Source organism: Pseudomonas sp. GNP014, assembly GCF_054344005.1.
The window spans coordinates 4269422-4290951 of record NZ_JBTGUS010000001.1 but is presented as its reverse complement, the minus strand read 5'-3'; the positions used below and the strand labels follow the sequence as shown (position 1 = coordinate 4290951).

Sequence of the window (21530 nt, the reverse complement as noted above, 5' to 3'; positions counted from 1 at the left end):
CCGCTCCCTCGAAGTGAGCGGGACGCGGTGAACCGTCGACCAACCGGAAGACGGCAGTTAATTTCTGCAACTGTTGTTCTCCTCTGAACTGGCATACATCAAACACATTCGTCTGAACGGTCACGGATTGCTACGCCGAATTGATCTGGGTCAATCCGCAGAGCCGCAAATCAGATCGAAATAGCCCTGTGCATTGCACCCTGTGTCGAGCCTTTTTTATCTCATGTGAGGAGCATCCCGACATGCCCGACTCATCGGTAAATCAGTGAGACGCATGCAGACCGGCGACGCGATCCATCCGCCGACCATCATTCGTGTTTTTTGCTTTGTGAAGGCTAACGACCATGGTCACCAATGACTCAATCAAATCGAGTGCCACTGGCACGAACGCAATCAGCCACAGTTGCGCACTGTTTGAAGAAGCCGATCGGCTCAACGATCAGGCCTATGCCGTACTTGAAGAGCCGTTTTCCACGCAGACCATGCACAAGTTCTCAGAAGCCAGAAAACGTGCCAACGAGGTGTACCGTCAGGCCTGGCAGGAATGGCAGTACTCCCACGGCGGGACCGCTCACTGAGCCATTCCGGGGCCGAGCTCGACTCGATCGCGATGATTTGATCCGCATCGGCGCGAATCGGTACGTCTTGCCCGTGAGTCCGCACGGGCGGCGCGCCAGCGATCACTCTTTTGGGTCTTGGGCCAGTTGATTTTTATCAACGGCGGATGCCAGAACGGTCAGACGGCGGAAGGCTTGACCATCATCAAGCTGCAAGGCGCCCGGTTGACCAGGCTTTCCGCCGTGCCGCCAATAAAGCCGTCGAGCCCGTGATGGTAAGACGTGCCCAGCACCACCAGGTCGAATGCATTTTGCCGGGCGAATAACTCGATCACCCGATACGGGACACCGGTCAGCAGATGTCGGTGACTTTCATCAAGACCATAGCGCTCGGCCAGCGCTTCGAAGGCTTCTTCCTGAGTGTCGTTGATCGCCTCGCGCAAACTGTGATCCAGACTCAGGTTCGGCACACTCATTGCGGCATCGCCCACCACCGACCAGTTACTCACGTTCAATAGGTGCAGCGAGGCACCGCAGGCCCTGGCCAATCTCGAGGCCAGACCGAGAATGCGGTCGTTCAGGCCTTGAGTCAGGTCCTCGAGATGGGACAGGTCCACCGCCGCCAGGATCTTCAACGGTTTCGGGTTTACGGCGTCGGTCACCAGGTGCAAACAGGCGGGGCAATCTCGCAGCAACAACCAGTCCAGTGGTTGATGAAACGCCCGATCAAGCGCCGGGACATGGTGGGCATCCTTGATCACCAGATCGGCGTGGAAGTCATTGACGTACTCAAGCACATGCGCCGGTGTCGACTTTGCCCAAACCACTTCGGTCGTCACTTGCACGCCGCTGCCGCGCTCAAACCGGGCTTGCTGTTCCAGCCACTGCCGATGCACCTGCAAGTAACCCTCGCGCGCCTGCGCCATGGCTTTGTGGTCGAACAAACCGGCTACCGCCAGAGCCTGGACGTAATCGAACGCAACAATGTGCAACAACGCTCCGCTGGCCTGGGCCAATGCCTGGGCTCGATCAAACGCCGGGGTGCGGGTCATCTCGGTGGGGGCAATCAACAGAATCCGCTTCAGTTTGAACATCACGTACCTCTGCTGGCAGTGCTATGCCGGCCTGGTTGCCAGCCCGACGTCCGTGTCCGGTTTGAAGCAATCGCCAACTATTTACGCGCTGCCTTTTCAGCCATCCGCTTGGCGCGCTCATTGGCGTCATCGGCTGTACGCTGTGCCTGTTCAGCCTTCAATATCGCTTCATCGGCCCGCAAACGTGCCGTTGCCGCATTGTCTTCGGCAGACTCAAGTCGTGCATCGGTTTCCTGAGCATGGCGGTTACTGCATCCGGTGGTTGTAGCCAACAGGATACTCAGCACGATGATGGACAAGCGCATGTTCATGGTTTCCCCTTGATTGGTTGCGACATTGCTAAGTCGATAGTCTGAGTATCTGGCGATGTCCGCTACCGACTCTGATTTTTGTCAACTAATGACGGCATCGGTGGATGGCCGTGCAAACGGGCGTTGTTGATCTATCTCAATGAAGCTCCGCCGCTCAGGCGTAGAAAAAGACTGACCGGCATTCGCCGAACATGAACAACCTTTCAGAAGAGAGAGCGCCGTCATGAGCGATTTGAATCTGCGCAAAAGCATTTTGGAAGAGCTCGGATTCAGCCAGACATCAACGCCGCCGACATCGGAGTCAGTGTGGAGAACGTGGTCACGCTCGAAGGCCGGGGCCACCTGTGGCGTGAGCGCCAGAACGTTGAACCAGCGGCTTGGTCAGTGCGAGGCGTGACGAGAGTCGAAGATCATTTGTGCTGGCGTGAGTTCAATTCTCCGAGCACCCCGGCTTCGATTACCACTTGATGCTGGAGAGTCACGATGCTGGTCGTCACTTTGATCAACACCTTGGTGGTGATCACTGCCGTGTTGATTCATTACGAGTGTTTGTTACGCCTGAACGACTGGCTGCCGAAACTGAAAAACTGGAGCCGTTTTCGCATCGTTGCCGGGGTGTTTGGCGGGCTGCTGGCCCATGCCATCGAGGTCTGGTGCTTCGCCGTGGTTTACTTTCTGATGTCGCGCTCCGGTGAATGGGGGCGCCTGACGGGCAGTTTCGACGGTTCTTACATGGATTGCGTGTATTTCTCCTTCACTACCTACACCACCATTGGTTTTGGTGACATCTCCCCGGTTGGCGATCTCAAGTATCTCACTGGCCTGGAGGCCTTGACGGGACTGGTGCTGATCACCTGGACCGCGTCATTCCTGTTCCTCGAAATGCAAAAATACTGGAAGAGCAAATAGCCGTTCAATACGCACAAGACCTGATCTACATCAAACCTTGCGACCAGTCCTCAAGCTCAATAGAGACGAAGTTGCCCACGCCCCCCTGAAACCGGGTGGCCCCGTTCGTCCGTAATCACGGTGGAAGGCCAAATGAAAAGCACGTGCGAAGCTAAGAGACCTATGCTTACCACACCCCCTCGTGGCGTCTTCCTCATGCACGAAACATCTCCCCCGCCGGCGTTATGTCTCAAGGCAGCGTGCTCCAACTGCAGCGTACTTGAGTTGTGTCTGCCGATCGGCCTGGACGGGGCGGAGGTCGAGCGGCTCGACACCCTGATTGTCCAGCGTTTAAAGGTCAGGAAAGGCGCCGCCCTGTACCGTGCCGGGGACCCATTGCGCTCGCTGTACGCCGTGCGCGTAGGCTCCTTCAAGACCAGCGTGTTGTCCGTCGATGGCCGCGAGCAAGTGACCGGTTTTCACATCCCTGGCGAAATGCTCGGTCTGGACGCCATCAGTGCCGATGAGCATGCATGCACTGCATACGCCCTGGAAGACAGCGAAGTCTGCCCGATCCACTTCGCGCAGCTGGAAAAACTGGCGCAGAGCCTCCCTTCCCTGCAACACAACCTCAATAAACTGCTGAGCCGGGAAATCGTCCGCGACCACAGCATGTTGATGCTGATGGGTAACATGAACTCCGATGAGCGCCTGGCGGCATTCCTGCTCAACCTCTCGCAACGCCTGAGCTCTCGTGGCTATTCCTCCAAAGAGTTCGTGCTGAAAATGCGCCGCGAAGAAATCGGCTCCTACCTTGGGCTGCGTCTGGAGACGATCTGTCGTGGCATCGCCCACTTGCGCGACCAGGGGCTGGTGGAGATCGCCGGGCGCAACGTAAAAATCCAAAACCTGGACGGCCTCAAGCAGATGGTGTCCGGCTGTAATCGCCAGACTCACTGACCCCGTCTGCAACGGAGGTTGATCATGCGCGCCATGGTGCTGCACGCCCCCGGCCAACCCTTGCAACGCGAAGAGCGACCTGTCCCGATACCCGCCTCCGATCAGATCCTGCTCAAAGTGCTGGCCTGCGGCGTCTGTCGCACCGACCTGCACTTGCTCGACGGTGAGTTACCGCAAGCCGTATTCCCACGGGTGCCGGGCCACGAAATAGTCGGTGAGGTCACGGCGGTGGGCCAGGATGTAAGGCCTGACTGGATCGGCCGACGGGTCGGCGTGCCCTGGCTGGGCTGGACATGCGGCGAGTGCGGGTTCTGTCGTTCGGGTCGGGAGAACCTGTGCGATCAGGCGCGGTTCACCGGTTGTCAGCTGGACGGCGGCTACGCGGAGTACACGGTTGCCGATCCGCGTTTTTGCTTTGCCCTTCCCGAGACGCTCTCAGACCAGCAAGCTGCGCCCCTGCTGTGTGCCGGACTGATCGGCTTTCGTGCGCTGCAAATGGCTCGTGGCGCGAAGCATCTGGGACTTTACGGGTTCGGCGCTGCGGCACACCTGGCGATTCAGGTGGCGCTCGGACGCGGCCAGAAGGTCTACGCGTTTACCCGTCCCGAGGACGACATCGGACAAGCCTATGCCCGCTCCCTGGGCGCAGAATGGGCCGGACCATCCGATCAGCCGCCACCACACCTGCTCGATGCCAGCCTGATCTTTGCGCCGGTGGGCGCACTGGTGCCGGCGGCGCTGGCGGTGACGGACAAGGGCGGCTGCGTGGTGTGTGCCGGGATTCACATGAGCGACATCCCGACGTTCCCGTATCGTTTGTTATGGGGTGAGCGCAGTGTCCGCTCGGTGGCCAACCTGACCCGCGAAGACGGTATTGCGTTTTTCCAGGAGCTTCAACACACGCCCGTGCACTGTGACGTCACCCGGTTTGCTTTGGAGGACGCCAACCAGGCCTTGGCATTTTTACGAGCGGGGCAATTCAACGGGGCGATTGTGCTCACACCGTGACCACGTGCCTGACTGCCAGAATGCTCCCCGGCACCGAATACAAGGCGCGTTCGGTGGTGCTGCCGATCAAGCGATCGACGCCCACCCGATGCACCGTCCCCATGACCACCACGTCGGCCAGATACTCTTCGACAAACTCACTGATCACCTGCACCGGATGGCCCATGACGAAGTGCCGGCGCTCTGGCGGCACGCCATACCGCTCTGCCAGCGTGACGAAGGCAAGATGCAGGGATTCGCGTAACTCGCTGGCAAAATCGCCACTCCAGCCGCCAGTGACCATCGGCGCATCGCCATTGAACGCCGCTGACAAGTCGTAGGCATACAACAGGTGCAGCGGGACGTCGCATTGCAATGCCAGCGCATTCGCGGTCTGGATGATCGTGTCGTTCAAACCGCTGATTTGTGTCGCTGGATCAAACGGATCCACCGCGGCTACCACGCGATGCGGCAATGCGTACCGGATGTGATTGACCAAGTGCAAGGGAACCGGGCACTCACGCAGCAAGTGACAATCGAGCGGCGTGATGAAGACGCGTTTGAGCGCCGGTTCCAGCGTCACATCCTTGATCACCAGTTCGGACTTCAGTGCCTTGACGGCTTTCAGGATTTCCAGCAGCGGATGGCTGGTGAAGATCACGTCCACCGTCACATTCAGTCCATGGGCGTTGAGTTGCTCGAGCTCCTCGGCTACCCAGCGACGATAGCGGTGCTGATAGCGCTGTGCATCCACCCCATCGATTTTGTCCTCCCATAAGTGCGTAAACGGTACCGGCTCGACGAAGGCCCGCACATCCAGCGCCGCTCCGTTCGCCTTGGCCAGCGCGATAGCACGCAGCATCGCCGGAGATTGATGCAGCGTCTGGTCAGCGACCAGCAACAGACGTTGATATTGACCCATTACACACCTCGGCTCGGCACCGGCGCTTTGGGCCGGTAGGTTCAAGACTGCGCCTGCCTCCCTGCCTGACGTTGATTTACATCAAACCGTTGCCAATGAAGAACACCATGGAAAAGGACGACCGCCAATTGATCCGCCCTCTCACAGAAAAGGATCAGTCAGCGCGAATACAACTTCATCAAGCGCCTGCCCCGCGAATCCAGGCACATGCGCGTTCTCGCCCTGCCCGACCAGTAGATGGCCACTGACAATAAACAGCGCACGGCATTCATCGCCGTAATACTTGGAGCGATCTCGTTTCAGGACTGTAGGGTTTGCTGCGGCTTGATGGCCAACACACTGCACGGTGCTCGATGCAGCAACTGTTCGGCGGTGGTGCCGAGCAATTTGCTCAAACCGTGGTGCTGCACCGTTCCCATGACAATCACGTCAACCTGATGCTCGAGGGCGAACCCGCAGATACTCGGCACCGGCGCACCCTCGATGAAATGCCGGCACGCGTCCGGTACGCCGTGACGTTCGGCCAAGGCCGCAAACGCCTCATGCTGCGCACTGCCCAGCGCCTCATAGATCCCGGTAGCCAACGGCAAGGCGCCGAACCCGATGTCCGTGGCGTAAACCGCCGCCCAGTCATACACATGCAACAGTTCAAGGCTGGCATCACATTGCTCAGCCAGCCGGGTGGCTGCATCAATGATCTGATCATTGAACAGGCAATCCTGTTCTTCGCTACGCAAGACATCGACGATGGCCAGTACATTGCGCGGGCGTGGATGGGTGTCACTGGTCACCAGGTGCACCGGCACGGGGCAATCGCGCAACAATTGCCAATCCAGCGGTGTATAGAACACCCGCTCCAGCGCGGATTCGTGCCGGGCATCCTTGATGATCAATATCACCGGCATCTCGTTGATGAACTGCAGGATCTCGGCAAAGGGATCCTGAACCCAGACCACTTCGGTGGTGACCGTGATGTGATGCCTTGCCAGCAACGACGCCTGTTCTATGAGCCACTGCCGATGAGTGCGCAGATAACCATCGCGGGCCAGGCGGATTTGCTCAGGAGCAAACAGTCCGGCCACCGCCAGCGCCTGCACATAATCGAAGGCCACGATGTGCAGCGGCACTTGCATGGCCTGCGCCAGCGCGGCGGCGCGCTCGAACGCCGGCGTGCGTTCCATGGCGGGCGGAGCAATCAACAGTAAACGCTGAGTTTGCGACATGGGATACCTCGGCACGTGGCCAGCCAGAAGGAAACAGACCTTCAGCGTGAACGCTACGGCCGCTGGCAAATTGATCTTTGTCAGCAACTGCACGGATCGGTGGACATCACCCGAGCAAAAGACCACTTCGATCAATTAGAGCAACAAGGTGCCTGCCCACATCGCCAGCGTCAGCAATAGCTGGCCGGGAATCACATAAGCGGCAAAGCGTTTGCCGCCGCTGACCCAGGCCACTACGCATTTGCTCACCGAGTTACTGCTGACGGCGATCAGCGCAGGCGCAGCGATCGCGTCGTAAGGCAACAGCCCGGCCTTGGCCAGGCTGGCAACCGAGGCCGTGGCGGAATGCGCGTCGGCGAAGCCGGTCAATGTCGCCGTGAGCATCACGCCCACCTGGCCAAAGTGGCTGAGCATCGCCGACGACACCAGCGTGATACCGGTCATGGTCAGTGTCACGACCAAGGCGAGCTTGAGATTAAATGCCCCTGCGGACTTGATCGGCTCGCTGCTCGCTCCCCTCCCCGGGTCGGGAAACATCAGGCAGACGCCGTACAACGCCGTGGCTAGCAACCCGCAACACAACGGCGCCCACACGCTGCGCAGTAGACTGGGATCAACGGTGGCGAGGATCAGCCCGACCTGAATCACCGTGGCAAGATTAGAGAAGATTGCGGCCGCGCCGAGGGTCCTGATGTTGGCCGGCTCAAGGCTTGCCCGTTGGCCCATGGTGGCAATCGTCACCGTACTGGAGGCGAATCCGGAGGCAATTGCGCTGACCACATAACCATAGCGAGTGCCCAAGGTGCGCACGGCGACATGGCCGATCGCCCCCACCAGCATCAGCAAAACCGTCAGGGTACAAATCGTGCGCAGATTGATCGCCGCGTAAGGGCCGATGTAACGGCCTGGTGCCAATGGCAGCACCACCAGCGCCGCGATCAGCAAAACCAGGCCGTCGCGCATCTCGACTTCGCTCAACTGGCTGTTGGCAAAGTGATGCAGCTTGTCGCGATAGGCCAGCAACCCCGCGATGACCACGCCAATGGCTATTGCCAGCGCGGGTGCGGTGCCACACAACGCGCCGAGCACCAACACCGTAAGCAAGGCTATTTCGCTGGTCACCCCCGGGTCGTCGCTCAGGCTGCGCCAATAGGCGACGGTGATCAGCAAGGTCACGCAGGTCGCCATGATCCCCAGCAGCAGAGCCGCGCCGACCTGCAGCGAGACATATCCCAGCAACGCGGTAATGGCGAACGTGCGCAATCCGGCGCTGTCACGTGTAGCGCCGCTGCCTTTGTGCCGCTCACGCTCAAGACCAATGAGCAGGCCGATCCCCAGCGCTGCCGCTGCACCAGAGAGATCGAAGAGTTCATTCATGGTCTGTAGCACCCGGCAGAGGTTTTAAGCGCAGCCCTGCGGTCACCTCAGCGCGATCATTCAACGCACTCGCCCAAGCGCTGAGTGACAACCGGCTCTGCGGGCAACGTCTGACCGAAGGCGTTGGGCCAGACGTGGGGCGCGTCGATGCGTGCCTGAAGCAGGCCTGCGAAGTCTTGCGCCGCGTCCAGATGCTTGAAGTTTACGTCCCAGTCATCCAGATGCACGACCCAGCCATGGGGTGCTTGTCTTTCTGTGATCCTGATGTTCATGGAAACCTCGATCAAACGGCAGGTCGACCGCATTCTCGGCACTGGGCAGAGCTTGCGCCGGGACTGCAGACCGGAAGTTGATAATGGTCAACAATCCGTGGATGCCTTGGCTTTTTCATTTGTGCGTCCCTTTTGCATTTCTGTGCGACAGATCCCGTTTCAGGGCTCCCGCAAGGCTCTGGCACGGTGTTAGTTTGTAAGTGTATGTGTCTCAGCGTTGAGACACTCTCCCTTTACTGCCCTGCAAAGGAATGCCCTTCGTATGAATTTCCCTTTCAAACAACTGGCTGCCACCACCTTGATGCTGGCCGGGCTTGCGGCTTTCACTGCACCGGCCCAGGCCAACATTACTCCGCAGCAAAGTGCTGAAATCCTCAAGGCCTACAGCGCCGAAACGACTACAGATTTCCGCCAGTTCCTGACCAGCCTGGCCAAGAGCGATCTGGCCAGGACTGCCGCCATTGGCCCGGCCATTGGCGCCTTTCTGGATAACAAAACGCTGACGGCTGAGCAGCAGAACGAAATCTATCGCCTGCTCGGCCTCTATGCCCGCGTGAAATACAGCGCAGCCGCCACCGAGACGCTGCGTGAGCTGGTGGAGATCCCGACCTATCGCAAGGACGGCGTTGCCCAGCACGACAACCCGGAATTCATCAAGATCGGCGAGAAGATCAAGAGCCTGGCAGAGTCCTTCCATCTGAATTTCCGCAACATCGACAACCGCGTGTATGAGATCTCGCTCAACGGCGCTGGCGATGAAGTCGTCGGCATTCACGCGCATGCCGACGTGGTGCCGGTAACGCCGGAAAACTGGGTGCTCAAGGATGGCACCCGCCTCGATCCGTTCAAGATCACGCTGATCGGCGACCGCATGTATGGTCGCGGCACCGAGGATGACAAGAACGGTATCGTGGTCACGCTCTACGCGATGAAAGTCATCAAGGACGAAAAACTGCCACTGGCCCGCAACTTCAAGTTGCTGGTGGACACCACCGAAGAAACCACCGGCGACGCGATCCCGTACTATTTCGAGCGCAACCCGACGCCCAACTACAACCTGGCGCTGGATGGCGGATACCCGGTGGTGATTGCCGAGAAAGGCTACGGCACGGTGATGGCCGAATTTGCCAAGCGCAAAGGTGAAGGCAAAGGTGCGGAAATCATCTCGATGACCGGCGGTCTGGCGACTAACCAGATCCCTTCCGCATCCGTCGCCACGATTGTCAGCGATAAACCGGCCGCACTGGCCGCCAGCCTGCAAAAGGCCGGTACCGAATTCGCCAAACGCAACGGCGGCAATTTCCAGGTGAACGCCAAGGTTGACGGCAACAATGTCTTGCTGACGGTGACCGGGGTGTCGGCCCACTCCTCCGAGCCGGAATCCGGGGTCAATCCGGTGGCGCGGATGCTGGTCTTCATCAATAGCCTTGATGGCAAAGTCGCGTTCAAGCACAACCACATCACCGATGCCGCGCGGTACGCCGCCGACAACTGGGGCCTGGATTACCTCGGCAACACACTGGGCGTCGGTTTCTCCGATTCCTTCATGGGGCCGCTGACCACTTCGCTGACTTACGTCGCAATGGACGACAACGCCTTCAAACTCGCGGTCAACCTGCGCGTTCCGAAGGGCAAATCGCCGGAGAAGCTCAAGGCTGAAATCGCCGACAAACTGGCAGCGTGGAGCAAGAAGAATCACGTTGCCGTCGCCTTCGACTATTCGATTGCCGAACCGATGTATCGCAATCCTGAGGGCGAATGGGTCAAGGCGCTGCTGGCGGTCTCGACGGAAAACCTCGGTATGAAACACGAGTTCGGCACGTCCGCTGGGGCGACGTCGGTGCATGAGTTGCCAAATGGCGTGCAATTCGGTCTGGCGCGCCCGGAGGTCAAGTACACCGGCCACACCGACGGTGAATTCAAGACCGTCGATCAATTCCAGCTCGATCTGCAGATCGTCACGGAAATGATGGGCCGGATCGGCCAGTTACCGAAGCTTTAACAGCATTTGTGGCGAGGAAGCTGACTCCCTCGCCACAGTTTTTTAATCGCCGGATAATCCTCGCCGCTCATCGTTGCGCAGCAGGCAACACAGAATGACCATCAAACCGATTGATAGCCACCTAACGAAAGGTGCATGCTAGAGGGCTCGCTCGAGCCTTATATCATTCCGAATGATAGTTACCTTTGCTTCATTCGATTCGTGCCATCACACCTCGCCGAGCATCATCCGCCCATCTTCAATACATTGGCGGATGCATCCATGGAACAGTCACTCAAACATTTGCGCTTCCCGTTGGCCCTGTTGGCCGTGCTGGTGATGAGCGCTTGCGGCAAGACTCCGGAGACTGCCGCCACCATGCCCGCAGCGAAAGTCAGCGTGGCCAAGGTGCTGGAACAACCGGTCAACGAGTGGGACGAATTCACCGGGCGCCTCGAGGCACCGGAAACCGTTGAAATCCGTCCACGGGTCTCCGGCCAGATCGACGACGTCGCCTTCACCGAAGGTGCGCTGGTCAAGAAAGGCGATTTGCTGTTCCAGATCGACCCACGTCCGTTCCAGGCCGAGGTCCGCCGCCTCGAAGCCCTGGTCGCCCAGGCCCGCGCCAACGCCACCCGCAGTGAAAACGAAGCCGGCCGCGGCGAACGCCTGCGTGCCAGCAACGCCATCTCTGCCGAACTGGCCGACTCGCGCACCAGCGCTGCGCAAGAGGCCCGCGCCGCCGTCGGCGCCCTGCAAGCGCAACTGGACCTGGCCAAACTGAACCTGAGTTTTACCCGCGTGACCGCGCCAATCAGTGGCCGCGTCAGCCGTGCCGAGATCACCGCCGGCAACCTGGTGACCGCCGACACCACAGCGCTGACCAGTGTCGTGTCCACCGACAAGGTCTACGCCTACTTCGACGCCGACGAGCGCGTGTTCCTCAAATACACCCAGTTAGCCCGTAACGGTCAACGCGGCGCCACTACCCCGGTGTACATGGGCTTGTCCAATGAAGACGGCAACCCGCACCTCGGCCAGATGAACTTCGTCGACAACCAGGTCAACCCGAAAACCGGCACCATCCGTGGTCGTGCGGTGTTCGACAACAGCGACGGCACCTACACCCCGGGCCTGTACGCACGCTTGAAACTGGTCGGCAGCGGCACCTACAACGCCATGCTGATCAATGACGAAGCGGTCGGTACTGACCTGGGCAAGAAGTTCGTGCTGGTGATGGATGCGGACAACAAGACCGCCTACCGCGCTGTTGAACTGGGTCCGAAGATCGAAGGCCTGCGCATCGTCCGTACTGGCCTGAACAAAGACGACACGATCATCGTCAAGGGTCTGCAGCGAGTACGTCCGGGTTCTCCGGTCACCCCTGAAGTAATCCCGATGGCCAGCGAGCAAACCATTGCCGCCCTGGCTCAACAACGTCAAGCGCTGGAAGCCAGCAACCTGCCCAAAGTCGCCCCTGCCAAAGGCGCGTCCGGTTCGGTTGTGAAGCTGGCTGCTACGACCCCACGCGGTTAAGGGACGACAACTCCGATGAATTTTTCCCAATTCTTCATTTCACGGCCGATCTTCGCAGCGGTGCTGTCGCTGCTGATCCTGATCGCCGGTGCGATCTCGCTGTTCCAGTTACCGATCAGCGAATACCCGGAAGTCGTGCCGCCAACCGTGGTGGTACGTGCCAACTTCCCGGGCGCCAACCCTAAAGTCATCGGTGAAACCGTGGCCGCTCCGCTGGAGCAGGCCATCACCGGCGTCGAGAACATGCTGTATATGTCCTCGCAGTCGACCGCCGACGGCAAGATCACCCTGACCATCACCTTCGCCCTGGGCACTGACCTGGACAACGCGCAGGTGCAGGTACAAAACCGGGTGACCCGGACCGAGCCGAAGCTTCCAGAAGAAGTGACGCGCATCGGTATCACCGTCGACAAGGCATCGCCCGACCTGACCATGGTTGTGCACTTGACCTCCCCGGACAAGCGCTACGACATGCTCTATCTGTCCAACTACGCGATCCTCAACATCAAGGATGAGCTCGCTCGCCTGGGTGGTGTCGGTGACGTGCAACTGTTCGGCATGGGCGACTACTCGCTGCGCGTCTGGCTCGATCCGAACAAGACTGCTTCGCGCAATCTGACTGCGACCGATGTGGTCACGGCGATCCGTGAACAGAACCGCCAGGTCGCGGCCGGTCAATTGGGTGCGCCCCCTGCCCCGAATGCCCAAAGCTTCCAGCTGTCGGTCAACACTCAGGGCCGTCTGGTCTCCGAGGAAGAGTTCGAGAACATCATCATTCGCGCAGGCGACAATGGTGAAATCACCCGCCTCAAGGACATCGCTCGCGTTGAACTGGGCTCCAGCCAATACGCCCTGCGTTCGTTGCTGAACAACCAGCCGGCGGTCGCAATCCCGATCTTCCAGCGCCCTGGCTCCAACGCCATCGACATCTCGAACGAAGTTCGCGGCAAGATGGAAGAGCTGAAAAAAGGCTTCCCGCAAGGCATGGACTACAGCATCGTCTATGACCCGACGATCTTCGTGCGCGGCTCGATCGAGGCGGTGGTTCACACCCTCTTCGAAGCACTGATCCTCGTGGTACTGGTGGTGATCCTGTTCCTGCAGACCTGGCGCGCCTCGATCATTCCACTGGTGGCGGTGCCGGTATCGTTGATCGGTACGTTTGCGGTCATGCACCTGTTCGGTTTCTCGCTCAACGCGCTGTCACTGTTCGGCCTGGTACTGGCGATCGGTATCGTGGTGGACGACGCCATCGTGGTGGTGGAAAACGTCGAGCGGAACATCGAACTCGGACTGACACCCGTCGAGGCCACCAAACGCGCCATGCGTGAAGTGACCGGCCCGATCATCGCGACGGCGCTGGTGCTGTGTGCGGTGTTTGTGCCGGCAGCATTCATCTCCGGTCTCACCGGGCAGTTCTATAAGCAGTTCGCACTGACCATTGCCATCTCGACCGTGATCTCGGCGTTCAACTCGCTGACCCTGTCGCCGGCATTGGCCGCTGTGTTGCTGAAAAGCCATGACGCACCGAAAGACCGCTTCTCCAAGGTGCTCGACAAGATCTTCGGTGGCTGGCTGTTCCGTCCGTTCAACCGTTTCTTCGACCGTGCCAGCCATGGCTACGTCGGCACCGTGCGCCGGGTTATCCGTGGCAGCGGCATCGCTCTGCTGCTGTACGCTGGCCTGATGGTGCTGACCTTCTTCGGTTTCTCCAGTACGCCGACCGGTTTCGTACCCGGCCAGGACAAGCAATACCTGGTGGCCTTCGCGCAACTGCCGGACGCCGCGAGCCTGGATCGCACCGAAGACGTGATCAAGCGCATGTCCGACCTGGCCCTGAAACAACCAGGCGTGGAAAGTGCCGTAGCGTTCCCCGGCCTGTCGATCAACGGCTTCACCAACAGCCCGAATGCCGGCATCGTGTTCGTGACCCTGAAACCGTTCGACGAACGTAAAGACCCGAGCATGTCCGCCGGTGCCATCGCCGGCGCCCTGAACGGTCAATATGCGAACATTCAAGAAGCGTACATGGCGATCTTCCCGCCTCCGCCGGTACAAGGTCTGGGCACCATTGGTGGTTTCCGCCTGCAAATCGAAGACCGGGGCAACCTGGGCTACGACGAGCTGTACAAAGAAACCATGAACATCATCACCAAGAGCCACAGCGTGCCGGAACTGGCCGGCCTGTTCACCAGTTACACCGTGAACGTGCCGCAGGTCGATGCCGCCATCGACCGCGAGAAAGCCAAGACCCACGGCGTGGCCGTCAGCGACATCTTCGACACCCTGCAGATCTACCTGGGTTCGCTGTATGCCAACGACTTCAACCGCTTCGGGCGCACCTATCAGGTCAACGTTCAGGCCGAGCAACAGTTCCGTCTCGAATCCGACCAGATCGGCCAGCTGAAAGTGCGTAACAACAAGGGCGAAATGATCCCGCTGGCGACCTTCATCAAGGTCAGCGACACCTCGGGCCCGGATCGCGTGATGCACTACAACGGCTTCATCACCGCTGAAATCAACGGTGCGGCAGCCCCCGGCTACAGCTCTGGCCAGGCCGAAAAAGCCATCGAGAAACTGCTCAAGGATGAACTTCCGAACGGCATGACCTACGAGTGGACCGACCTGACCTACCAGCAGATTCTGTCCGGCAACACCGCGCTGTTCGTGTTCCCGCTCTGCGTACTGCTGGCGTTCCTGGTGCTCGCCGCACAATACGAAAGCTGGAGCCTGCCACTGGCGGTGATCCTGATCGTACCGATGACCCTGCTGTCGGCCATCACCGGCGTGATCATCTCCGGCGGCGACAACAACATCTTCACTCAGATCGGCTTGATCGTACTGGTGGGACTTGCCTGTAAGAACGCGATTCTGATCGTCGAGTTCGCCAAGGATAAACAGCTGGAAGGTCTCGACCCGCTGGCTGCGGTACTGGAAGCCTGCCGTCTGCGTCTGCGGCCGATCCTGATGACCTCCTTCGCGTTCATCATGGGTGTGGTGCCACTGGTGTTCTCCAGCGGTGCCGGTGCCGAGATGCGTCATGCCATGGGTGTGGCGGTGTTCTCCGGGATGCTCGGGGTGACCTTCTTCGGTCTGTTGCTGACGCCAGTGTTCTACGTACTGATCCGTAACTTCGTCGAACGCGGCGAAGCCCGCAAAGCGGCCAAGGCCATGAAACTGGAGGCGCAACAATGAGTCTGAAAGTCTTCCTGCCGAGTCTGCTGGTGCTGGCCCTCAGTGCCTGCGCCGTCGGCCCCGACTACAAGACCCCAGCCACGGAGGCGGCCAACATCACGGCCGTCACCGATGGCGCCGCCGGGCAAAAGAACTTCGACCGTTCTAAATTCGAAGGCATCTGGTGGCAGCAATTCGACGATCCGACCCTCAACCAGTTGGTGACTCAATCGCTGCAAGGCAACCGTCAACTGCGCGTGGCGTTCGCTCGCTGGAAAGCCGCTCGGGCGATTCGCGACGACGTCAGCAACGATGCGATGCCGACCATCACCAGCCGCGCCAGCAGTGATCTGGCCAAGGGGCAAATCCCCGGCCAGACCACTAAACGGGTCAACAGTGAACGCTACGACCTGGGCCTGGACATGGCCTGGGAACTGGACCTGTTCGGACGCATCCAGCGCAACCTCGAGGCCAGCGACGCTGACCAGCAAGCGGCTGAAGCCGATCTGTATCAGTTGCAAGTCACCATGATTGCCGAACTGGTGGACGCTTACGGTCAACTGCGCGGTGCGCAACTGCGCGAAAAAATCGCCGTGGCCAACCTGGAAAACCAGCAAGAGTCGCGCAAGATCACTATCAGCCTGCGTGACGCCGGTGTGGGCGATCAACTCGACGTCGAACGTGCCGATGCGCGTCTGGCCTCGGTCGAAGCCAGCGTGCCGCAATTGCAGGCCGAACAGGTTCGACAGAAGAACCGTATCGCCACCCTGCTGGGTGAGCGCCCGGACAAACTGACCGTCGACCTGAGCCCGAAAGAGCTGCCAGCCATTGCCAAGGCGCTGCCGATCGGTGACCCGGGTGAGCTGCTGCAACGGCGTCCGGACATCCTCAGTGCCGAACGCAAACTGGCGTCGGCGACTGCCCGGATTGGCGTGGCAAAAGCGGACCTGTTCCCACGGGTCAGCCTCAGCGGTTTCCTCGGCTGGACGGCCGGGCGCGGTTCGCAAATCGGCTCCTCGGCGGCCAACGCCTGGGCGCTCGGCCCGAGCATCACCTGGGCGGCGTTCGACCTTGGCAGCGTGCGTGCCCGTTTGCGCGGCGCCGATGCCGATGCCGAAGGCGCACTGGCAACCTACGAGCAGCAAGTGCTGCTGGCCCTGGAAGAGTCGGAAAATGCTTTCAGCGATTACGGCAAACGTCAGCAACGCCTGATTTCGCTGATCCGCCAGAGTGAATCGAGCCGCAAGGCTGCCGGACTGGCCGAGATTCGTTACCGCGAAGGCACCACGGACTTCCTCGTCCTGCTCGATGCACAGCGTGAGCGTCTGAACGCCGAAGACAGCCAGGCCCAGGCCGAAGTCGATCTGTATCGCGGCATCGTTGCGATCTACAAGGCCCTCGGTGGCGGCTGGCAACCGGAGACGGTAGCCAGCAAGTAAACGATTGTTAAAGAGCTCCTTTGGTTGGCCGCAACCAACCAATTTTTTGCCCCGCGTATCATTCGGTCGCGGGGCTTTTTTGTGCCTGTTTTTCAGTCAGTGAAACTTTGTGGGAGCAAGCCTGTTCGCTCCCACAAGGGTCAGTGGTTTTCTTGAGGCTTTGGGTTTTCCAGGACGGTAACGGTGGCCGTAGTGCCCGCGCGAAGCCGGTTCTTGCCGGCATAGTCGCCGTCAATGTCGATCCGTACCGGTACTCGTTGCGCCAGTTTCACCCAGGTGTAACTCGGGTTGATGTTGGCCAGCAGCCGGCTGCCCGGGGCGTTCTCCCGGTCGGCAATGGCGAAGGCGATGCTTTGCACCGTGCCACCGAAGGTTTCTCCGCTCATCAACTGAATGCGCACCCGGTCACCTTCGCCGATACGCGGCAGCTTGGTTTCTTCGAAGTAACCGCTGACATAGAAGCTATCGCTGTCAACCAGGGCCAACAGCGCTCCGCCGGCCACCGCGTAGTCGCCTTGTCGGGTCAGCAGATTGGTGACATAGCCGCTGACCGGAGACTCGACGCGAGTGCGCTGCAAGTCCAGCTCCGCCTGGGTCTGTGCAGCAATCGCCAACTGCACATTGGCTTGCGCCAGCCCGAGGTTGGCCTGGTTACGCAACAGGTCGGCCTGCGCCACCGCTACATCAGTGCTGGATTTCTCCCACTCCTCACCAGAGATCGCAAACCCCTGTTTCAGCATACGCCGCCGACGTTCTTCGCTCTGGCGCTGCTTTAGCAGCGCTTCACTGGCGACGATCGTGGCCTGGGATTGCCCCAGCGTTGCCTTCGCCACTTCAACGGAGCGCCGCGCATGCTCGACTGCCAGGCGGTAACGCGCGGGGTCGATTTCCATCAGCAACTGGCCTTTGTCGACATGCTGGTTGTCCTGCACTGCCAGACTGACGATGCGCCCCGATACATCCGCCGACAAGGTCACCACATCCGCCCTCACCCGGGCGTCCCGGGTCCACGGCGCACGGGTGTAATGCTCCCAGGCAAACCAGCCGAGCACAATCGCCAGCATGACGACCGCCAAGGTCATCAATCGCGTCACTAACACTTTCAAAGCATCAGGCTCCCATCAACAGAATCAGCGTGGCACAGACGCAGGCATACAAAGCGCCTTCGAACAGCGCCTCATGCCAGACCAGTCGCAAGACCCCCAGCCGTCGCAGGCCCCAGTCCAGCACCATGAAGACCGGAATGGCCAGCAACAGGGCCTGGGCAATGGGCGGCAGGTAAACGCCGCCAATTTCGAAATCAATGGGCAAGGGCCGGCTCTCCTTCCGGGACGGTGCGCTGCAGCTGATCGCCGTGGCGCTTAAGGAATGAAACAACAATCAACAGGGCCACGCGCATGCGAAACACCGACCACAGGTGTTCATGACTGGCAATGTGCAGATCATCCAGCTCATCGCCCAGCGCATGCAATTCGGTGAGCGGCGCTTGCCGGACATCCGGGCGACCGGCAACAAAGCGCCCGGTATGGCGCAACGCCGAGGACAGGCGCTGATTGAAGGCATCGGAGAGCAACCCATTGTTCTGCGCTTGCTGGCGCAGTTGATGCATCGCCACTCCCAGCGCGATGCACGCCAGGCTGATTTCATACCGTTGCTGCATGTCACGGTCGTTCACGGCCGGCAACAGGCCCAGCATGCTGGTCAAACGGTCGACCATGCGACTTTCGAAAGCAAACTGCTCCGCATCCGTGGGGGGCACTTTCGTCAACTGGTACACCTGCTCACTCGCTTCGTTGTACAAACGGCGAAGACGCCAGGCCGGACGGAACGGAAAAATCCACGCGTAGACGAGCAGCGCAAGCATGGCCGCGCTGACATAGGCGCCCGCGAATTCGAACCATTGAATCGCCGTATTCTGCCCGGTGCCGACATTCTGCGGGCCAAGCATCAGAAAACTCGACAGCCCCAGCCCCATGCCGATGCCCGCCGTCGCCGGGCTCGAGAGGCCGACCGCGATTACATACAGCAGCGGTGCCAGCAACAACGCCAACAGCTCGAAATCACTGATCGCCGGTACCAGCATGAATTGATAGAGCGCGGAAACCAGCAGCGCCAGGCCCAGGCCACGGGCATAGCTTTGCGCCGCCATCAGCGGGCGTGGAAACGTGGCCATCAGCGAACACAGGATGCCCACCAGAATCATTCCGCCCCGCGCACCATCCCAGGCGGTTTCGATCCAGATCAGCCCGGCGACCAGCAACGCGGTAAAGGCGCGGACAGCGTTCATCGTCGCCAGGGTGAAATCCAGATGCAGCGGGCTGGCCTGACCGCGATGAAGGCAACTGGCCTCGCGCCCGTCCTGAATCGCATCGCTCAACTCAAGTATCTGCTCCAGTTGCTGCAACAGCCGCGCCTGTTCCCAGCGCAAGGCCCATGCCAGGGAACGCAGGGTCGCGCTCATGTCTTCGGTGAGTTGTTCGGCCTCGTAGGCCAGCGCTTCGAACTGTTGCTGTAGCGTCACGAAGGCATGCCGCCGTTCAGCGGGCAGCGATCGGCCCTGCTCCGCCAACTGATCGAACAGCGCCAGTTCTTCACCACGCAGGCGCTGGACCTCAAGCGGCAACTCACCCTCCCAGCGCTCGGTCAGCAGTTCTCGCTGATGGCGCAACGCGGTCAACCGGGATGTCAGCAACATCAGCTGATTGCCCAACAGCAGCACCAGATTGTTGGCACTGCGCAACCGTGGCGCGTCGAAATACAGGTGCCGACGCAAGCCCTCGAGGGCGCTGATTTCACCAAGCAACTGCATTTGTCGGCGCTGGAACTCGGCGTCGCTTTCTTCGGTACGCAACACGGCAGCGGCGTGGCTGGCAGCGAGCTTGATGACCTGATCGACTTTGGCAAAATACCCCTTGGCCACCGCCTCCGGCCGCGCGGTCAACAAACTCACCACGCACACACACGCCACAGCCAGCAGGGTTTCGGTGACGCGTGTGACGGCCAGCAAGAAGGTGCCGTCCTGATCCGGAATCGCCAGCAATGCCACCACCACAGCGGTGTAGCCACTGAGTACAAACGCCTGAGAGCTGGTGTAACGCAACAGCGTACCGCCAGCCGTGCACAGCGCCAGCCATAGTGCCAGTGTGGCAATGAACGGCAATGGCGCCTGCGGAAAAATCGCCATGATCAGCACCGCCACCGCAGCGCCCAGCGTTGTCCCGATCACTTGGCCAAAGCTGCGCGCCAGCGCCATTCCGGCCAGGGGCTGACTGACGATCACTACCGCCATGATCGACCACTTCGGTTGGTCCAGATCAAACAGAAACGCCAGGTAGAGCGTCAGCAGGCCGGCGGCGATGGTGCGCAACGCGAACAGCAAAACTGCCTGGCTGGGGTGAATGACCGCTTTGAAGTAAGTGAACAGCACTTGCATGGGCACACTCGTAAAGTAACTCCTGCTAGCGTAGACACTGCCATGAAAGCGTGACGGTTCACAGAGTCGACGCAACGTGTAGGGCGATTCGCAGGTATGGGTTTGACTCATGGCGCTCGCTGACCGAAGCTTGCCGTTCTGCCAAAAAAACGCCAGTTCACGGAAACCTGCATGTCTTCATCGCGCCGCTATCTGTTAATCAGCCTTGCCCTTGTGCTTGTTGTCGTCGTGGCGTGGCTGTCTTTGCGCAGCACGGCCCCGGTCGTTCCGGAAGCCATCCGGCGTGGCTACAGCGAAGCGCTGAGCGCTGCCCGCACCGGTCAGCCGGGGGCTGCACGTCAGCTGTACCAGCAATTGGGTCGACCGGATCTGTCGATCAAACGCCGCGTCTGGCTGCACGCCGAATTGCCTAACTATCCGAGCCCGCAGGCTTTGAAACTGGCTGACGCCGACCTGCAAAACGAAGCGCCGGAGGTGCGGCTGGCGGCGATCCACAGCGTGGTCGGTCTGGTGCCTGGCGGGCAGCGCAGCCTGTTGCTGGGGCCGATGCTCGACGATCAAGACCAGACCGTTCGCTTTGCCGCCATCAATGCCCTGCTCGGCCTGACGCCGGATGAACTGGGGTTGTATTTCGCGCCGTTGCAGCAGGCGATTGACGGTTGGGAGCAGGCGCTCAAGGTGCAACCGGAAAGCGCCGCCACCTACGCTCAACTGGCGCGTCTCTACCTGCATAACGCTGAACTCAAAGAAGCCCAGGTCGCACTGGACAATACTCTGCGTCTGGAGCCCGGCAACCTGCAGGCTCTGGTCATGCAGATCGACGTGCTCGACCGCCAGGGTCAGAGCGACGCCGCCCGGCAACTGCTCGCGCAGCAACTGAAAGCCCAGCCCGACTCCGCGTATCTGCAACATGCCCTCGGGCTGTGGCTGTTGCACCACGGCCAACGCGAATATGCCCTGCTCGGCCTGTCCAAAGCGGTCGAGCTCGAACCCGACAACAAGGATTATCGCTATGACCTCGCTACCACGCTGCACAGCGCGGAGGAGCTGGAAGCGGCGCAGAAGCAGTTGCAGGAAATCGTCCAGCGGCACCCGGCCGATCGCAAAGCGCGAGTGCTGCTGATCAGTTACTGGAAAGAAAGCGGGCAACTGCAGAATGTGCAGATTCTGCAGGCGCAGCTGGAACAGTTGAATCCGGATGATCCGGCGTTGCAACAAGGGCTCTGAACACGATCGACAGAGCGCAGCCTGCGGGGATTTCAGCACACATCCTCAAGGCTCTCGAAATAAAAATCGGAACTGCCATCCCTGACGAGGGTCAAGTATTTCAGGCGACCGCTTTCAAGAAAGCGCCTCACCTCCCCTAGTCATGAGAG

Annotated in this window: 19 protein-coding genes; 10 read left to right on the top strand and 9 right to left on the bottom strand. The window is 60.1% G+C overall.

The genetic code is table 11. The annotated features are described in order from the left end of the window. Window positions 1–344 precede the first annotated feature (344 nt). Window positions 345–578, top strand: a complete 234-nt coding sequence (locus ACXX9E_RS19300; protein ID WP_458555969.1) for a hypothetical protein — start codon at window positions 345–347, stop codon at window positions 576–578. A 158-nt stretch (window positions 579–736) separates the two neighbouring features. On the opposite strand, the gene ACXX9E_RS19295 is transcribed toward ACXX9E_RS19300, so the two are convergent. Together ACXX9E_RS19295 and ACXX9E_RS19290 are read right to left on the bottom strand one after the other, a co-directional pair. Then, a complete protein-coding gene (locus ACXX9E_RS19295; RefSeq protein ID WP_123468560.1) occupies window positions 737–1651 on the bottom strand; it encodes a universal stress protein in 915 nt (304 codons plus the stop codon). A gap of 77 nt (window positions 1652–1728) precedes the next feature. Next, the gene (locus tag ACXX9E_RS19290; RefSeq protein WP_186746028.1) at window positions 1729–1962 is read right to left on the bottom strand and encodes an Lpp/OprI family alanine-zipper lipoprotein; all 234 of its coding nucleotides are present in this window, start codon (window positions 1960–1962) and stop codon (window positions 1729–1731) included. A gap of 306 nt (window positions 1963–2268) precedes the next feature. On the opposite strand from ACXX9E_RS19290, the gene ACXX9E_RS19285 reads away from it, so the two are divergent. The 4 genes from ACXX9E_RS19285 to ACXX9E_RS19270 all read left to right on the top strand — a co-directional run bounded on the left by ACXX9E_RS19285 (window position 2269) and on the right by ACXX9E_RS19270 (window position 4818). Then, on the top strand, window positions 2269–2430 hold the full coding sequence (locus tag ACXX9E_RS19285) for a BON domain-containing protein (RefSeq protein ID WP_458555968.1): 162 nt from the start codon (window positions 2269–2271) through the stop codon (window positions 2428–2430). A 15-nt stretch (window positions 2431–2445) separates the two neighbouring features. Continuing rightward, window positions 2446–2871 (top strand): potassium channel family protein, encoded by a 426-nt coding sequence (locus tag ACXX9E_RS19280; protein WP_458555967.1) that lies wholly within the window; start codon window positions 2446–2448, stop codon window positions 2869–2871. 195 nt (window positions 2872–3066) lie between these two features. Next, entirely contained in the window at window positions 3067–3810 is a 744-nt protein-coding gene (gene fnr / locus ACXX9E_RS19275; RefSeq protein WP_186746026.1) for a fumarate/nitrate reduction transcriptional regulator Fnr, read from the top strand. A gap of 24 nt (window positions 3811–3834) precedes the next feature. Continuing rightward, complete coding sequence (locus ACXX9E_RS19270; protein ID WP_123468550.1) at window positions 3835–4818, top strand: zinc-dependent alcohol dehydrogenase family protein; 984 nt, start codon at window positions 3835–3837, stop codon at window positions 4816–4818. On the opposite strand, the gene ACXX9E_RS19265 is transcribed toward ACXX9E_RS19270, so the two are convergent. From ACXX9E_RS19265 to ACXX9E_RS19250, 4 genes are all read right to left on the bottom strand, one after another. Beyond that, window positions 4808–5719, bottom strand: coding sequence for a universal stress protein (locus tag ACXX9E_RS19265; RefSeq protein WP_123468548.1), 912 nt, complete (start codon window positions 5717–5719; stop codon window positions 4808–4810). The genes ACXX9E_RS19270 and ACXX9E_RS19265 overlap by 11 nt on opposite strands. A 299-nt stretch (window positions 5720–6018) precedes the next feature. Further along, complete coding sequence (locus ACXX9E_RS19260; RefSeq protein WP_123468546.1) at window positions 6019–6942, bottom strand: universal stress protein; 924 nt, start codon at window positions 6940–6942, stop codon at window positions 6019–6021. Window positions 6943–7077: 135 nt separating this feature from the next. Beyond that, on the bottom strand, window positions 7078–8319 hold the full coding sequence (locus tag ACXX9E_RS19255) for an MgtC/SapB family protein (RefSeq protein ID WP_458555966.1): 1242 nt from the start codon (window positions 8317–8319) through the stop codon (window positions 7078–7080). Between the two features lie 56 nt (window positions 8320–8375). After that, window positions 8376–8591, bottom strand: a complete 216-nt coding sequence (locus ACXX9E_RS19250; RefSeq protein ID WP_422495576.1) for a hypothetical protein — start codon at window positions 8589–8591, stop codon at window positions 8376–8378. Between the two features lie 262 nt (window positions 8592–8853). Here ACXX9E_RS19250 and ACXX9E_RS19245 point away from each other — a divergent pair, with 262 nt between their 5' ends. The 4 genes from ACXX9E_RS19245 (at window position 8854) to ACXX9E_RS19230 (ending at window position 16721) form a co-directional block, all read left to right on the top strand. Next, on the top strand, window positions 8854–10593 hold the full coding sequence (locus ACXX9E_RS19245) for a dipeptidase (RefSeq protein WP_458555965.1): 1740 nt from the start codon (window positions 8854–8856) through the stop codon (window positions 10591–10593). A 261-nt stretch (window positions 10594–10854) separates the two neighbouring features. Continuing rightward, window positions 10855–12108, top strand: a complete 1254-nt coding sequence (gene mexE, locus ACXX9E_RS19240) for a multidrug efflux RND transporter periplasmic adaptor subunit MexE (RefSeq protein ID WP_128616485.1) — start codon at window positions 10855–10857, stop codon at window positions 12106–12108. 15 nt (window positions 12109–12123) lie between these two features. After that, window positions 12124–15303: an efflux RND transporter permease subunit gene (locus ACXX9E_RS19235; RefSeq protein WP_123468537.1), complete on the top strand. Its 3180-nt coding sequence runs from the start codon at window positions 12124–12126 to the stop codon at window positions 15301–15303. Beyond that, a complete protein-coding gene (locus ACXX9E_RS19230; protein ID WP_340132995.1) occupies window positions 15300–16721 on the top strand; it encodes an efflux transporter outer membrane subunit in 1422 nt (473 codons plus the stop codon). The genes ACXX9E_RS19235 and ACXX9E_RS19230 overlap by 4 nt, the downstream gene beginning before the upstream one ends. Before the next feature lie 140 nt (window positions 16722–16861). Here the strand turns inward: ACXX9E_RS19230 and ACXX9E_RS19225 are convergent, their stop codons facing one another. Genes ACXX9E_RS19225 through ACXX9E_RS19215 form a run of 3 tightly spaced genes read right to left on the bottom strand, consistent with a single transcriptional unit; the run spans window position 16862 to window position 20154 of the window. Next, window positions 16862–17803, bottom strand: coding sequence for an HlyD family secretion protein (locus tag ACXX9E_RS19225; RefSeq protein WP_371921382.1), 942 nt, complete (start codon window positions 17801–17803; stop codon window positions 16862–16864). A gap of 28 nt (window positions 17804–17831) precedes the next feature. Further along, window positions 17832–18032, bottom strand: a complete 201-nt coding sequence (locus tag ACXX9E_RS19220; RefSeq protein ID WP_123468531.1) for a DUF1656 domain-containing protein — start codon at window positions 18030–18032, stop codon at window positions 17832–17834. Continuing rightward, window positions 18022–20154 carry an FUSC family protein gene (locus tag ACXX9E_RS19215; RefSeq protein ID WP_458555964.1) on the bottom strand — a complete coding sequence of 711 codons (2133 nt, stop codon included), beginning with the start codon at window positions 20152–20154 and terminating at the stop codon, window positions 18022–18024. The genes ACXX9E_RS19220 and ACXX9E_RS19215 overlap by 11 nt, the downstream gene beginning before the upstream one ends. A 171-nt stretch (window positions 20155–20325) precedes the next feature. Between ACXX9E_RS19215 and ACXX9E_RS19210 the strand changes: the two genes are divergently transcribed. After that, on the top strand, window positions 20326–21381 hold the full coding sequence (locus ACXX9E_RS19210) for a tetratricopeptide repeat protein (protein ID WP_458555963.1): 1056 nt from the start codon (window positions 20326–20328) through the stop codon (window positions 21379–21381). The last annotated feature ends 149 nt before the right edge of the window (window positions 21382–21530 follow it).

Bases quoted from the DNA above. Each gene is read 5' to 3' on its own strand.
- ACXX9E_RS19230 (WP_340132995.1), top strand. From the start codon at position 15,300: ATGAGTCTGAAAGTCTTCCTGCCGAGTCTGCTGGTGCTGGCCCTCAGT.
- ACXX9E_RS19225 (WP_371921382.1), bottom strand. From the start codon at position 17,803: ATGACCTTGGCGGTCGTCATGCTGGCGATTGTGCTCGGCTGGTTTGCC.
- ACXX9E_RS19235 (WP_123468537.1), top strand. From the start codon at position 12,124: ATGAATTTTTCCCAATTCTTCATTTCACGGCCGATCTTCGCAGCGGTG.
- ACXX9E_RS19260 (WP_123468546.1), bottom strand. From the start codon at position 6,942: ATGTCGCAAACTCAGCGTTTACTGTTGATTGCTCCGCCCGCCATGGAA.
- ACXX9E_RS19270 (WP_123468550.1), top strand. From the start codon at position 3,835: ATGCGCGCCATGGTGCTGCACGCCCCCGGCCAACCCTTGCAACGCGAA.
- ACXX9E_RS19280 (WP_458555967.1), top strand. From the start codon at position 2,446: ATGCTGGTCGTCACTTTGATCAACACCTTGGTGGTGATCACTGCCGTG.
- ACXX9E_RS19245 (WP_458555965.1), top strand. From the start codon at position 8,854: ATGAATTTCCCTTTCAAACAACTGGCTGCCACCACCTTGATGCTGGCC.
- ACXX9E_RS19215 (WP_458555964.1), bottom strand. From the start codon at position 20,154: ATGCAAGTGCTGTTCACTTACTTCAAAGCGGTCATTCACCCCAGCCAG.
- ACXX9E_RS19290 (WP_186746028.1), bottom strand. From the start codon at position 1,962: ATGAACATGCGCTTGTCCATCATCGTGCTGAGTATCCTGTTGGCTACA.
- fnr (WP_186746026.1), top strand. From the start codon at position 3,067: ATGCACGAAACATCTCCCCCGCCGGCGTTATGTCTCAAGGCAGCGTGC.
- ACXX9E_RS19210 (WP_458555963.1), top strand. From the start codon at position 20,326: ATGTCTTCATCGCGCCGCTATCTGTTAATCAGCCTTGCCCTTGTGCTT.
- ACXX9E_RS19300 (WP_458555969.1), top strand. From the start codon at position 345: ATGGTCACCAATGACTCAATCAAATCGAGTGCCACTGGCACGAACGCA.
- ACXX9E_RS19250 (WP_422495576.1), bottom strand. From the start codon at position 8,591: ATGAACATCAGGATCACAGAAAGACAAGCACCCCATGGCTGGGTCGTG.
- ACXX9E_RS19295 (WP_123468560.1), bottom strand. From the start codon at position 1,651: ATGTTCAAACTGAAGCGGATTCTGTTGATTGCCCCCACCGAGATGACC.
- ACXX9E_RS19265 (WP_123468548.1), bottom strand. From the start codon at position 5,719: ATGGGTCAATATCAACGTCTGTTGCTGGTCGCTGACCAGACGCTGCAT.
- mexE (WP_128616485.1), top strand. From the start codon at position 10,855: ATGGAACAGTCACTCAAACATTTGCGCTTCCCGTTGGCCCTGTTGGCC.
- ACXX9E_RS19255 (WP_458555966.1), bottom strand. From the start codon at position 8,319: ATGAATGAACTCTTCGATCTCTCTGGTGCAGCGGCAGCGCTGGGGATC.